The 13,648-nt window shown below is 60.7% G+C and carries 10 protein-coding genes; 5 read left to right on the top strand and 5 right to left on the bottom strand.

Annotated features, from left to right (window positions below):
• Positions 1–3: 3 nt before the first annotated feature.
• The 3 genes from hpnJ to Asbog_RS01045 form a co-directional block, all read right to left on the bottom strand.
• Complete coding sequence (gene hpnJ / locus Asbog_RS01035) at positions 4–1,428, bottom strand: hopanoid biosynthesis associated radical SAM protein HpnJ (RefSeq protein WP_023978797.1); 1,425 nt, start codon at positions 1,426–1,428, stop codon at positions 4–6.
• 109 nt (positions 1,429–1,537) lie between these two features.
• A complete protein-coding gene (hpnI, locus tag Asbog_RS01040; protein ID WP_231944618.1) occupies positions 1,538–2,743 on the bottom strand; it encodes a bacteriohopanetetrol glucosamine biosynthesis glycosyltransferase HpnI in 1,206 nt (401 codons plus the stop codon).
• A gap of 54 nt (positions 2,744–2,797) precedes the next feature.
• Positions 2,798–3,496 carry an ABC transporter substrate-binding protein gene (locus Asbog_RS01045; protein WP_083510638.1) on the bottom strand — a complete coding sequence of 233 codons (699 nt, stop codon included), beginning with the start codon at positions 3,494–3,496 and terminating at the stop codon, positions 2,798–2,800.
• A 541-nt stretch (positions 3,497–4,037) separates the two neighbouring features.
• Here Asbog_RS01045 and hpnH point away from each other — a divergent pair.
• The 4 genes from hpnH to Asbog_RS01065 all read left to right on the top strand — a co-directional run bounded on the left by hpnH (position 4,038) and on the right by Asbog_RS01065 (position 8,629).
• Positions 4,038–5,225 (top strand): adenosyl-hopene transferase HpnH, encoded by a 1,188-nt coding sequence (gene hpnH, locus Asbog_RS01050; RefSeq protein WP_062163765.1) that lies wholly within the window; start codon positions 4,038–4,040, stop codon positions 5,223–5,225.
• 144 nt (positions 5,226–5,369) lie between these two features.
• Complete coding sequence (locus Asbog_RS01055) at positions 5,370–6,662, top strand: hemolysin family protein (RefSeq protein WP_023978793.1); 1,293 nt, start codon at positions 5,370–5,372, stop codon at positions 6,660–6,662.
• 45 nt (positions 6,663–6,707) lie between these two features.
• A complete protein-coding gene (locus tag Asbog_RS01060; protein WP_146926420.1) occupies positions 6,708–8,009 on the top strand; it encodes a hypothetical protein in 1,302 nt (433 codons plus the stop codon).
• The gene (locus Asbog_RS01065; protein WP_062163767.1) at positions 8,006–8,629 is read left to right on the top strand and encodes an ATP-binding cassette domain-containing protein; all 624 of its coding nucleotides are present in this window, start codon (positions 8,006–8,008) and stop codon (positions 8,627–8,629) included. The genes Asbog_RS01060 and Asbog_RS01065 overlap by 4 nt, the downstream gene beginning before the upstream one ends.
• A gap of 103 nt (positions 8,630–8,732) precedes the next feature.
• Here Asbog_RS01065 and Asbog_RS01070 read toward each other — a convergent pair whose 3' ends face one another.
• Positions 8,733–10,739, bottom strand: coding sequence for a transglycosylase SLT domain-containing protein (locus tag Asbog_RS01070; RefSeq protein WP_062163768.1), 2,007 nt, complete (start codon positions 10,737–10,739; stop codon positions 8,733–8,735).
• Positions 10,740–10,917: 178 nt separating this feature from the next.
• A complete protein-coding gene (locus Asbog_RS01075; RefSeq protein ID WP_062163769.1) occupies positions 10,918–11,733 on the bottom strand; it encodes a uracil-DNA glycosylase in 816 nt (271 codons plus the stop codon).
• 48 nt (positions 11,734–11,781) lie between these two features.
• On the opposite strand from Asbog_RS01075, the gene Asbog_RS01080 reads away from it, so the two are divergent.
• Positions 11,782–13,644, top strand: a complete 1,863-nt coding sequence (locus tag Asbog_RS01080) for a tetratricopeptide repeat protein (RefSeq protein WP_062163770.1) — start codon at positions 11,782–11,784, stop codon at positions 13,642–13,644.
• The last annotated feature ends 4 nt before the right edge of the window (positions 13,645–13,648 follow it).

The following is a 13,648-nucleotide window of genomic DNA, read 5'->3' on the forward strand; positions in this document are numbered from 1 at the left end:
TGATCAGGCGGCGTTGCGGCCCTTGAGGAACTGGAAGAACTCCACGCCTTCACGGAGGCGACGCTTCATCATCTGCGGGCTGCGGACCATCTCGTTGACGATCGAGGCGATCTTCGGCGCGCGGAAGTAGAACTTGCGATAGAATTCCTCAACCGAGTTGAAGATCTCGGTGTGCGACAGATGCGGGTAGTGCAGCGGGGCAATCTGCACGCCATTCTCGTCGATCAGTTCGGCTTCAGCTTCGTTGAACCAGCCATTCTCGGTGGCCTGCTTGTGCAGTGCGGTGCCGGGATAGGGGGCTGCCAGCGAAACCTGCAGCGTGTGCGGGTTGATCTCGCGGGCGAACTGGATGGTTTCCTGAATGGTCTCCTTCGTCTCGCCAGGCAGGCCGACGATGAAGGTGCCGTGGATCTTGATGCCCAGCTTGTGGCAGTTCTTGGTGAACTCGCGCGCCACTTCAACGCGCATACCCTTCTTGATGTTGTGAAGGATCTGCTGGTTGCCGCTTTCATAGCCGACCAGAAGCAGGCGAAGCCCGTTTTCCTTCATGATCTTGAGCGTTTCATAGGGCACGTTCGCCTTGGCGTTGCACGACCAGGTGACGCCAAGCTTGCCCATTTCACGCGCAATGGCCTCTGCACGGGGCAGGTCATCGGTGAAGGTGTCGTCATCGAACATGAACTCCTTCACCTGCGGGAAATACTGCTTGGCAAGGCGGATTTCGGCAGCCACGTGCTCGGGGCTGCGCGTGCGGTAGCGATGGCCACCCACCGTCTGCGGCCACAGGCAGAAGGTGCAGCGCGATTTGCAGCCACGGCCCGTATAGATCGAGATGTACGGGTGCATCAGATACCCGATGAAGTAGTCCTCGATCTTCAGGTCGCGCTTGTAGACTTCCGTCACGAAGGGGAGGGAGTCCATGTCCTCGATCATGGCGCGGTCACGATTGGCGATGATCTCGCCATCCTTGTTGCGCCAGGTGATGCCGTCTACGTCCTTCAGGTCGCGGCCTTCGGCAATTTCCTTGATTGTGAAGTCGAACTCGTTGCGCGCTACGAAATCGATCGGGCTGCCCTTGGCCATCGACTCGTCCGGCTGCACGGCAACCTTGGCACCGACCATGCCGATCATCAGCTTGGGGTTGGCATCTTTAAGCATCTGCGCCACGCGGACGTCGGAAGCGAAAGACGGGGTTGAGGTGTGCATCACCACCAGGTCGCGATTCATCACGTCCTTGAGGATCGGCTCCATGCCCATACCGGCCGGGGGGGCATCGATCAGGCGCGAGCCCTCGACCATGGCAGCAGGCTGGGCCAGCCAGGTCGGGAACCAGAAGGAACGGATTTCGCGCTTGGCCTGATAGCGCGACCCGGCGCCGCCATCGAAACCATCAAAGGAGGGGGGCTGAAGGAACAGCGTGCGCATCATGATGAAGGCTTCCTCGGTAATAACGGTCGGGTCGTAAGATCCCGTGGGAGTGAAAAATCAGAATTGCCTGACGAATGCCCCTGCATATGGGGCGGAAACAGTAAAAAGTCTAATCGCCGGGTTCGACAGGTTGTACGGGTGGGGTCACGGGAACAGTGCGACGTATGTGAAGCGTCTGACCGCGCCATTCCACTTTTTGCCCCCGCGCACTGCCCACCATGATGCTAGCGGAGAGCCATTCACGCAGGGGGAAGAGGGCATAGACAGCCGGGCTTGATTGCCCCACCAGCCGATCAATAAAAAACGCTGTGGCGCTGCGGATCATCCAGACGGCCAGAAAAAACATTTCTGCCCACACCGTGGCCTGAAAACAGGCCAGCGTGACGCTTGCCCAGAACAGGGGAAGCTGGATGGCGGATAATCCATAGCCGACGGGCTCGACATTCTTGACCGTACGGCCCCAACGCAATTCATGATCGATCATGTCGCGTGCCGAGGCTTCGGCCACCGTTGTCCATGTCAGGCATGGAGCAAGCGCGATTTTCTGACCGTGAGCGCGGACAAGCTGGCCAAGAACGGCATCGTCAGCCACATGGTCTGCCAGTGCTTGCAGACCGCCAATGCGATCAAGCGTCGCCCGGGTAAAGGCCATGGTGGCGCCCAGGCAATCCTGTCGTCCCAGAAGGCGCGACATCATGACGCCCGGCATGAAATTATGGTTGATCTGACTGGCGGCAAATTGACGCACTACGCTGCGTGTTGCGGCCAGACCGGCATAGAGTGTGGTGACCAGCCCGATCTTTGGTGCCGAAAGGGTCTGAACGACATCGCGCAGATAACTGCGCTGAACATGAATGTCCGAGTCTGACACGACCAGAATGTCGTGTCTGGCTGCGGGAAACATGTTGATCAGATTGGCAATCTTGCGGTTGGCCCCATGCGTGGTGCCATCAATCACAAGGTCCAGATCAAGGTCAGGGTAATCCTGTTGAAGGCGACGCACGATGGCAATCGCAGGGTCATCACCGCGCTGAACGCCAAAGACGATCTGGTACTGGGCGTAATCCTGTTCGCAAAAGCTGCGCAGCGCTTCCTCAAGCAGCGGCTCGTCCCCGTGGAGGGGCTTGAGCACCGTCACTGGTGCCTGTGCACTTGAGTCGACAGGCGTTTGCTGAAGGATGTTGCGTTCGTTGCGACGAAAGGCCGCGAGCAGCCCGGCGCCGATAACGGATTGGGCGCAGCCCGCCAGGGCGAGACAGGCTGAGGCATAGCCCAGCACGGTAAGAGCGCCGGCCCAGTTCAGGGCGTGGGTCACGCGACACCTCTGCCCCTGACGGGGCTTTTCATCTCGGGTGACCGGCAGCGCATCTCAGTTGTTCATGAACTTTGCGGTTTTGCGATTCAGCAGAGTTACCAAGGCATCGGCACCGCCACGGGCGAGGGTCGAGCTGAAATCGGCACGCTGGGCCGCAACCTGGCTGATGTGACCATTCAGCAGGATATCGACAATGCGATAGCCGCCGCCTGAGGGCATCATGACATAGTTGATGGCTGTGGCCGTATCGGAGCCGTCACCAATGGTGGTGTTGACAAGGGTGCTGCCGCCGCTGGGCGCTGGGCGCGTGGTCGGGCTGACGGTGAACTTGGCGCTGCCACCCTTTTTGAAGCTCGACACATAGCGCGCGATGGTGAACTGACGAAAAGCAGCAAGAAGCTTCGTCTGCTCATCGGCCGAGAGGGTGGTGTAGCGCATGCCGATCGAGTTGTGCAGGACAGTCGACAGGTCGAAAACCCTATCGATGACGGGGGCCATGATCTGCGCCCGCGCCTCGTTGGAGCCGCTAGATGTGGCCTGGATCTGGCCGAGCGCCGCATAAAGATCGTTGATTGGCGCGATGGCTGCCGATGATGGTGCCGCCGTCTGGGCAAGAGCGGGCGTGATCAGCGCAGCAGAGGCGACCGGTGCCGAGAGAAGGGCCAGAACACCGAGGGCCGCGTAACGGGACGCAGCTCCTTTGCGGCGCCCGGCGGAGGCGGCTTTGATCGTTATGCTGGAAAGCTGTGTCATGCTGCGTCCTCAAAATCTTTCCCGTACGACGGGCCCGTTCGGCGGGATCGACATATATCTGGATCCGTAGTCGGAAAACTGGGATGGCTCATATCAATTACAAGTCATCAGATGCCTGACCACGTGGGCATATGTCCGACATAATGTCGAAAAGTGCAATCTTCTCACTCTTCTCCAGTAACGATGGGTGGGAATGAGCGCATCGTTTGGTGTTGTGCAACTTGTTTCAGCTTAAAATTTGGTTAGTCATTACGCTTCGATGTCGCCAAAATGACACAGCCTGTGCAATGAAACGTCGCAGATGTTGAGATGCGACCACGGGACGGTGTATAGCCCACGTTTTACCATCCCGTTCGTCTCGTTTCGGGTCTTGTATCGGGTCTGGCACGCCTGTCATTATCCCGGTGTCTTTTTCTCGGATCCACAAGAACCGGCGGGTCTCAACGCCAACGGGTCTCAACGTATGACGTCTGAGTGGCAGGGTCATGGCGCTTTTTCGCGCTGCCAGAGCCTGTCACCTGGTGTAGGAGCATAGAGTTACATGGCCGTTCCATTGATGCAGGCCGTCCGTGTCGGGCGCTATGTGGTCAAGCAGCATCTTCTGGGTCGCAAGCGCTATCCGCTCGTTCTGATGCTCGAACCCCTGTTTCGCTGCAATCTCGCCTGTGCGGGCTGCGGCAAGATCGATTATCCGGCCCAGATTCTGAACCAGCGCCTCAGCCTGCAGGAATGTCTGGATGCCGACGCCGAAGCCGACGCCCCCGTCATCGCCATCGCTGGCGGTGAGCCTCTCCTGCACAAGGAGATGCCCGAGATCGTCAAGGGTCTGACGGCGCGCAAGAAATACGTCTATCTCTGCACGAACGGCCTTCTGCTCGAGAAGAAGCTCGATGATTACGAGCCGAACCCGTTCTTCTCGTGGGATATCCATCTCGATGGCGACAAGGCGATGCACGACTCGTCCGTCTGTCAGGAAGGCGTGTATGAGCGCGCGGTCGCAGCCATCCGCAAGGCGAAAGAGCGCGGCTTCCGCGTTTCGATCAACTGCACGCTGTTTGACGGTGCTCAGCCCGAGCGCGTGGCACGGTTCTTCGATGAGGTCATGGCGCTCGGCGTTGATGGCGTCATGACTGCACCGGGCTATGCCTATGAGCGTGCGCCCGATCAGGAACACTTCCTGAACCGCCAGAAGACCAAGCAGCTCTTCCGTGACATCTTCCGTCTGGGCAAGGGCAAGAAGTGGCGCTTCACGCAGTCGCCGCTCTTCCTGAACTTCCTGGCTGGCAACGAGAACTATCACTGCACGCCCTGGGGCAAGCCCCTGCGTACCGTGTTTGGCTGGCAGCGTCCCTGCTATCTGCTGGGCGAAGGCTATGCCAAGACGTTCAAGGAACTGATGGACGATACGGCTTGGGAACAGTACGGCACCGGCGCTTATGAAAAATGCGCCGATTGCATGGTCCATTCAGGCTACGAATCCACAGCCGTCATGGATGCAGTCAAGCGCCCCTGGCACATCGCCAAGGTCGCGCTGTTCGGCCCTGAGACCGAAAAGCCGATGGTCCCCGAGATCTCGCTCGAGAACCAGCGCCCGGCGGAATACAAGTACGAGGCTCAGGTGGCCGAGCAGGTAACTCTGCTCGAATCCCGCAAGCCGGCCCGTGGCCCGCGCGTGCGCGTCCACAAGGCCGAGGAAAAGCCGGTCGAGGTTGCTGACGCCGCTGACTAACGGGCGTTGCGTCCGGACCGGTCTCTACAGGGCAGGGCAACCATGCCCTGCATACTGGTCAAGACAGGCATGAGCGCCTTATCCTAAGAGGGCGGACATACGCTATGTATGTCCGCCTTTTCTTTTTTCTGAACGAAGGGCCCCATGCTCACCCCCATTCTGGTCATCTGTCTTCTCATTGCCCTGAACAGCATTTTCGCCATGGGTGAAATGGCGCTGATCTCGGCCAAGCGGCCGCGGCTTGCGGCGCTGGTCAAGCGTGGGGTGCGTGGCGCAGAGCGGGCGTTGCGTCTGGCTGATGAGCCGCATGCCTTCCTGCCCACCGTGCAGATCGGCATGACGCTCGTCTCGATTCTCGAAGGTGCCTTCGGCGGCAGCCAGATTGAAGAGGATCTGGCCCTGCTGATACGACGCAGCGACATGCTGCGGCCCTTCGCCAATGAATTGTCGATTGGCATTGTGGTGATGGCCATTACCTTCGCCATGCTGGTGTTCGGCGAACTGGTGCCCAAGCAACTGGCGCTTCAGCAGCCCGAAAAAATGGCGGCACGGCTTTCCTTCATCCTTTCTGCCTTACTCACCATTTCGCGTCCGATTGTGGCCCTGCTGAGCGGCACATCGAATCTCGTGCTGCGCGTATTCGGGGTGGGCGGCCTGACCCGTGCCGCCATTACCGAGGAGGAATTGCGCGCCATTCTGGCAGAAGGTGCCCAGGCCGGAGTGCTGGAGACCGAAGAGCGCATCATGATCGAGCGCCTGCTTCGTCTGGCTGATCGTCCTGTGCGTGCCATCATGACCCCGCGTAACGAGTTGTTCTGGGTCGACCGGCACGCAAGCCGCGATGCACTGATCGTGAAGCTACGCCAGTCCACCTACACACGTATTCTCGTCTGCGAGGGCGATGTGGATCATCCTGTGGGTGTGGTGCTGGCCAAGGACCTGATGGATCGTCTGCTTCAGGGGCTGCCGATTTCCATTGAAGCGGCCCTGCGCCAGCCCATCGTTGTACCCGATAGCCTGACGGCACAGGACATGATCGAGCGGATGCGCGGCGAGCGTCTCGGCATTGCCTTCGTGCTGGATGAATACGGCTCATTCGAGGGCATCGTGACACCGTCTGATATCTTCGAAGCGATCGTAGGCGATGAAAGCGCGGAGAAGAACAAGACCGAGCGCGAGAATCCGCAGCAGCGCGACGAATATGTGCTCGATGGTTTCATGCCTGCCGATGAGGTACGCTCGGTGCTGGATCTGCCCGATCTGCCGGCTGCAGGCAGCTATCATACGCTGGCCGGGGCCATACTCGCTCTGCTGCGTCGCGTTCCCGCCAAGGGCGACAAGGTGGTTTTTGCGGGCTGGCTGTTCGAGGTGGTTGAAATGGAGCAGCGCCGGGTGACCAAGGTGCGCGCAAGCCGGCAGGTTCTGGCTGAAAACTGAGGTTCAGTCTAGCGCTCTGGCCTCTGGATGGCGTGAGGGAAGAATGTGACGACAGAGCACGCGACACCGTCCTCTTCCCATTCGGCGAAATCCCTTCCTACGCGCATGGCTGTTGCCCCTTGCAGCCTTTCTGCCTTCTTCCGCCTGAGGCTGCGTTACCTGCTGCATGCGGGCAAGGCGCGTCTCATGCAGCGCTGGCTCGGGCTGCTTGTCATTGTTTTCCTCTCCCCGGCCCTGCCAATCATCGCCCTATTGGTGCGGGCGGCGCATTTCATGGTTTTCCTGTTCGCCACGCCGGGCGTTTTTCCGAAGGCAATCGGCCTGCATCTCGGGGCAATGGCTTTTGCGCAGATCAGCGCCCTGCTCTGGGTGGAGGGGCTGCGGCCGATCCTGCGTGGCGGACCCTTTCGAGGCTATCTGGACAGCCTGCCCATCACACTGAGCGAGCGTCTAGCGATTGCCGCAGGGCTTGCCTTCCTGCTCGATCTTCCCCTGCTGCTGCCCCTGCCGGTCGGCCTTGTGCTGATCGGTCTGAAGGCCCCGATGGTTGTTCTACTCTATATAATGAGAGGCCTGGTTTTTACGGGGCTGACCATCATGGTGCAGGCCGCTCGTATCGAAGCTGCGCCAGTTCTGGTGCTCTTCGTCCTAATGGCCGATGCGGCACTCGCGATGGTGTGTGGTATGGCGGCGTCTGGCGCCGCCCTGTCGATGCTCGCCTTGCCAGTTATCATTGCCGGGGCAGGCCTGCGCCTGAGTGCGCGTCTGGGGGACTGGAACGACGCCGGGCGGTACGCACGCCGGGTCTCATCGTTTCCCCTCAAAGGGCTGAGCCGCCTGGACCCAATTCTGCGTCTGCAGATACGGTGCTGTATCGAGCGCGGCAACACAACGCTCGGTGTCATGCTGATCGTCTGGGTCCTGCCGGTTGCTTTATGGGCGCTTCTGCATGGCTTTGATTACGATTCCCGCTCCATGCCTGTTGAGATCGTGGCCATGGGGCTCATCGCGCAAGGTAGTCTGGTGCCTTTCGCTGCGCTTGCCGAAGCACATGAGCGGGCCTCGGGATTCTGTCAGGCCTTGCCTCTGCTGCGGTTCTTCTGGGTCAGAAGCGATATTGGCCTCGTAGTCGGTTTGTTTGTAAGCCCGGGGCTGCTTTGTCTGCTGCCTCTCGTTCTGCATGGACTGATCTCGCTGCTGGGCGCGTTCCTCGTGCTCGCCTCCTATCTGCTCCTGGTTTCGGCGCTTAGAGCGACCATCCCGATCGATCCACGCTGGCGGCCCATGCCTGCGCTCGCCCTTTCTGCGCTATGGATTTCAGTCATCCTCTTTGGGGCTTTCGCATGACCGATATACTGCTCTGCACCGACCTTGAGATGGCCTATAAGGGACGGCCCGTATTCTCTTCAGTGACCTTCGCACTGGGTGTGGGTCTGCATGGGCTCTGGGGCGGCAACGGCACAGGGAAATCAACCCTGCTTCGTGGTTTGTCCGGGGTCGCAAAACTGCAGAAGGGCCGGGTGATGATCGCGGGACATGACCTCGCTCGCCAGTCCGTCGCAGCCAAATCATGCCTTGCCTATGTCCCGGACGAAGGGGCGGTCTATCCGTTCATGACCGGGCGCGACCTCATGGCCCTGTGCGCCTGGGCACGCAAGGCGCCTGATGTCTCGCCGGATCTGATCGAGGGGTTCGGTCTCACGCCGCATCTCGACAAGCGCTATGACGCGCTGTCGCTCGGAACGCGGCGCAAGATGCTCATCGCCTCGGCTTTTATAGGTACACCGCAGCTATTATTGATGGATGAGCCGGGCAACGGGCTCGATGCGGCCTCACGCGATTATCTGATGATGCTGCTGGCAGAAACAGCGCGATCGGCCTGTATCCTGCTCTCGTCCCATGACAGCCTCTTTCTCGAGGCGCTTGGGGCGCGGATCATCAGAATGGAAACGTTGGGAAAAGACTGAGGGCGACACCGTGCTCCGGCATCGCCCTCGTCATGATCTGCTTACCTGCCTGAGGCAGGCATCAAGTGGTGGAGGTCAGGCGACGCCGGACGACCTGAGACCTTCAGTGATAGGTCACCGGCCGTGCGCTGGCGATTTCCTGTTCCTCGGCGAAGGCCGGCCACTGGGCGTGGGCCAGAGCATGGAGCGACGGCGCGGGCAAGCCGAGCTTATCGGCATAGATCCAAAGATAGGTAAAAGCGTGATGGACGTAGTCACGCGTCTCGCCGTTGGGGAGAAGCTCCATGAAAAGAAGCGGATCATGGGCCAGCTCTGCCTCGTGGGGCGTGCCGCTTTCCCAGCGCGCGATCGCACCCGGCCCGGCATTGTAGGAGGCAAGGGTGTGGATCAGATCGCCTCCCTTGGGTGCTGTGTCGGAACGCTCCGAAAGGCCAGCCAGATACTGAACGTAAAGCTGGCCGATTTCGAGATTGACCGCCGGGTTGTGCAGGCGACCGACCATATCGGCGGGGACGTTGATGATTGCGACGCCGTGGGAGTCGAGAGCAGGTTTGGGCCCGCTCACAAAGCTCGCCGTCAGGGGGCGAATCTGCATCAGGCCATGTGCGCCGGCACTCGATGACGCCTTCGGATCGAAATTCGATTCCAGACGCGTCAGGGCATAGACGAGCGCCGGGTCCATCTTGAAACCATGACGTGGCGAAAGCTGCGGGGTGGGGAACCCGGCCAGATGGGCCGGACGCCCGTCGCGTGAGCCAAGGATGGTGGCAATCTGCTCTGACAAGTCATGCAGGCCGGCCGCAGCGGCAACCAGCTGCACGGAATGACAGAGTGCGGTATCGGAAACGATGTCGGGCCACATACGGCGCAGCAGGGCTTCCGCACGGGCTGTTTCGCCAATCTGAAGCAGGGCGAACAAGCGCGGTCCCTGCGGCGTGGCGGCTACGGCATCGATATCGATTTCACCCATCACCGGGATCGGATTCTGGAGCGCGGTCTCATCTGACTGAAGCGCCGTGGCATTTCCTGCCGTGGCGTCCTCTGTGCTGGCAGCGATCTTGCCAGCATGATGCAGCCCAAGGGATTGTCTGGCCAGGATGCCATAGAATGTGCCGGGTTCAGCCGCAGCGCGCTGCAACCACGACGTTGCCAGAGTGGCAGGGCCCGGCAGATGACGATGCACACGAGCCGCCCAGTAGGCGCTGGCAGCGCGAATGTCGTTATTGGTCGTCCGGGCGCGTGAGGCCTGCTCGAAAAGCTGGGCCGCATCGCTCAGTTCGCCCTGACGCCAGGCGGCAAGGCCAGCCACGTAACCGGCATAGCCAAGCTGGCTTTCGCTCTGGGCAAATCCTTTTCGGGCCGTCTGCAGGGCAAAGCCCGTCTCACCGGCACTCAACATGCCCAGAGCGACTTCTGCCTTGAGCTGCGCCGCATAGAGCGGCGTCATGCCTGGGGTGGAATCGATAAGTTTAACAGCGCTCTGACCGCCCTTGAGCCCCCACGAAACACGCTCGCTCACGGTACGGTCCAGCAGGGGATTACGGTTGAGAAGGTGAGAAAGCGGGTCTGTCGTCCCTGTCGTTGCGTTTGACGCGGTATCCGAAGGGGCAAGAGACGTTGGGAAGTTCTGCAGGGTCACGCTGCCCTTGGGGCTGAGTGAGACCAGCAGGCTCTGTATGGCACCCGCATCGGCAAGGCTTGAAAAGGTCTTGAGCCACAGGCGTAGTTGTACCGGCTGTGGGTGATAGGCTGGGTTGAGATAGCGCTCCGCCAGAAGGTCACCCATCAGGATGCCATCATGGGCAGCACGGGAACGGGCAATGGCGGTCTCGAAATCACCGGCACGCTGGGCGCGGAACGCCTCTTTCAGCAGCGCGGCATCTGACGCGGTAAGGGGATGGGGAAGACCATTCGAACCCCCAGGCATGTAGGATCGCGGCGTAGCAAACGCCGTTTCCTCGCTCTGGGCATTGTCATGATCGGCAGGGTTAAGCGTCGGTTTGCTTTCCTGGGCACGAAGCGGGTTGAACGTCGCTCCCGCCACAAGCATCGCGCACAGCATGAAAGCACGGGCGCTATTACTCGACGCGAAATAAGAAATTCCTCGCATGGTGGGGATGCTCGTAGCCCCTCTTGCATGTCAAAGCAAGAGTGGCCGAAAGGTCACACCAAAGGAGTTCGCTATTCTAAGATTGTTTGCTGAATTCTACCAGAGGGATACAGGACAAAAACCGCGTTTTTCCGGGCAAAAATCAATTTTTTTTATTAAGGCTTTGCAACTGTCCGTGTCAGCCCGCAGCGTCGAGGCTTTCTGCCATGAAAACAAGGTCTTTCCACATCTCCCGGCGGGCACGGGCACTCGCAATCATCTGCTGGGGGTGCTGCAGAACGAGCGCCTGAACGTCATGGCCATTGTCGAGTCGCAAAGTAATCCATGCGCCTCGTGAGCGTGCCACGCTCGCCTGTTCATCAACGAGAATGCGCAGAGGGGTCGGTCCAAGGAGAATCAGTCGCTCCGGCCGAGCGCGAGCAATGACCGCATTGAGCAGGGCACGACATTCCCGGCCTTCAATGGTCGAGACAGCACGCCCGCCCGGCGGACGCCAGGGAAGGGCAGGTGCCTGCGAAAGCGCATGGCGTTCAAGCCCGATGCTAGGCAGGATCATGTCGAGCAATTTGCCTGTCTCTCCGGCAAACACATCGCCCGACCGGTCTTCATCGGCGTCGGGCGCATCGCCAATGAGCATCAGCTTCGCGTCGGGCACGATATGAGGCCGGACACTGGTTGAGGCGGTGCGTGACAGGGCGCACTCCGGAAAGGCCTCCACACCCCACATGCGCGCTGTTTCAGGGTCGACCGGTGCGGCGCGTGCTGTGACCGCCGGCGCAGCACTGCCCTGTGCGCCGCCATGCGCACGGTCTCCCGCGCGGCTATTACCCCCAGCGACGACGCGTCCTGACGGTCGTGCTGTGAGCGGGGCGGGACGATCGAGCCTTTGGGGCGGGGTCTCATCCAGAAGGCAATCCACCCCCCACTCCCGGTAGAGCTCCAGCAGGGCGAGAATTTCGGACTGGTCCTGACCGGACAGGGAAAGAGGCATCATATCTTATCAGTTTGGTGTCTGCTCGCGTTCAGTCTAGATTGCCGCACGATGCAAACCAAGCACTCTCCGCTCCGGCGCGTTCTTCTCGCCAGTCTGACAGCCATGCCCCTCGCGATGGTGCCGGGCGCTGCCCCTCATGCGGCCGAGGCAATCCCGTCGGCACGTGACCATCAGGCCGGAGCCTTTCAGATGCGGGAGGCCGCCGCTCCGGCCTGGTCGCTCACGGGTAGCCTGCTGGGTAGTATCGTATCGGTTCAGCGCAATAATATTCCCGATGCGGCCCAAGCGTTGTTCGGTGCTGTGATGCACGGCTATCGCGAGCCGGATTTCATGCTCATGGCCCTGCGCTACAACGCCATGGATGCGGGCGAGGAAGCTGCCGGTCACGCTCTGACGCTGGCACGCCTACTGCCAAAGGAGAGCCTCTCACGCATCGTGATGGGGACCGCAGCCTTTCGTAACAGGCAGTGGAAAGACGCAGCAGCCTATTTCTCCCTGCATAGCAAGGCGTCTCAGGGTTTCCTGCGTCTGGCTGGACAGGGATTGCTGGACTGGTGCCAGTACGGGGCCTCCCCCACGCAGGATGATGCCAGCCGTCCGGCACAATCCGCGGCCTCGCTCGACCCGGTGGCCTATCTCGCCCTGCTGCAACAGGCGCGTATCGCTTCGCTGCGCAACCAGGCCCGCACCGATGGGCTGTTTGCTCGCCTGGATGCCAGCGCCGGATCCATGCCCCCCCTTCTGCGGGTACAGACGATGCAGTTCGAAGCGGACTGGCTGGCCTTCAGGCACCACCGTGACGCTGCCATCAAAAGACTGAATCAGGTTGGTGGGGTGCTCCCCGCGTTCCAGCTCGTGGCTGACCGGCTGCGCCCGCAGGAACTCGGCACCGGATTTGACCCCTCCCAGGGGCTGGCGGAATTCTATGTTGGTATCACCACCCTTCTGGGTGACACCAATAACCGTGACCGTAATGAGGAGGGGACTGCCAGCCCCGCCGATCAGGGCGATCAGAATGATGACAAGCTGAAGGATATCCGGCAACTCAAGATCCTGCTCCTGCGTCAGGCCTTGCTGCTCCGGCCGGATCTGACCCTGGCGAAGATTCTTCTGGCCGAGGAACTTCGCAACGATGGTCAGGCCGACCTGGCCCAGACAGCACTCGACCATGTGGCAGATGATGATCCGCTGGCCCCCCTGTCAGACCACGCGCAGGCTCAGATCGCCCTCAAACGGCATGACCTGAAAGCAGCCTTGCGGGCGCTCGAGCGTGTGGCCAGGGCCAATCCCGATAACCCCGATATCCTCAACGAACTGGGTGCCACGCAGGACCAGCTTGGTGCGTATCAGGCCGCGGTGGATACCTATACGCGGGCGCTCAATCATGTCAGCGTCATGGAGGCACGGGTCTGGCCGTTGCTGCTTGGGCGCGCGATGGCGTGGGATCATATGGGCCGGCGGGACAAGGCGCAGGCCGATCTTGACCGGGCGCTTGCGCTTGCACCTTCGGAGCCAATGCTGCTCAATTATGCGGGTTACTCCGATGTGCTGCATGGCGAGCGACCGGAGCAGGCGCTCAAGCTGCTTCGTCACGCCATGGACCTTGCGCCGGATGACGCCGAGATACGTGACAGCTATGCCTGGGCGCTTCTCAAGCAGAATGGTGATCTGGCGCAAGCGCTTCCGCTTCTGCTCTCCGCCGTCAATGCAGCGCCGGGCGACGCCGAAATCGCGTATCATCTGGGCGTGGCCTACTGGTATCAGGGGCGCCAGCTCGAAGCGCGCGACCAGTGGAGCCAGGCGCTCAACAACAAGCCCGAGCCGGAAACGAAGGCCCTGATCGAGGCTGCGCTCGCCAACGGGCCTGATCTGCCTGTTTTGCGTGGTCGGCCCATCCCCCCGTCACGATGAGACA

Source organism: Asaia bogorensis NBRC 16594 (genome assembly GCF_001547995.1).
GTDB classification, from domain to species: domain Bacteria; phylum Pseudomonadota; class Alphaproteobacteria; order Acetobacterales; family Acetobacteraceae; genus Asaia; species Asaia bogorensis.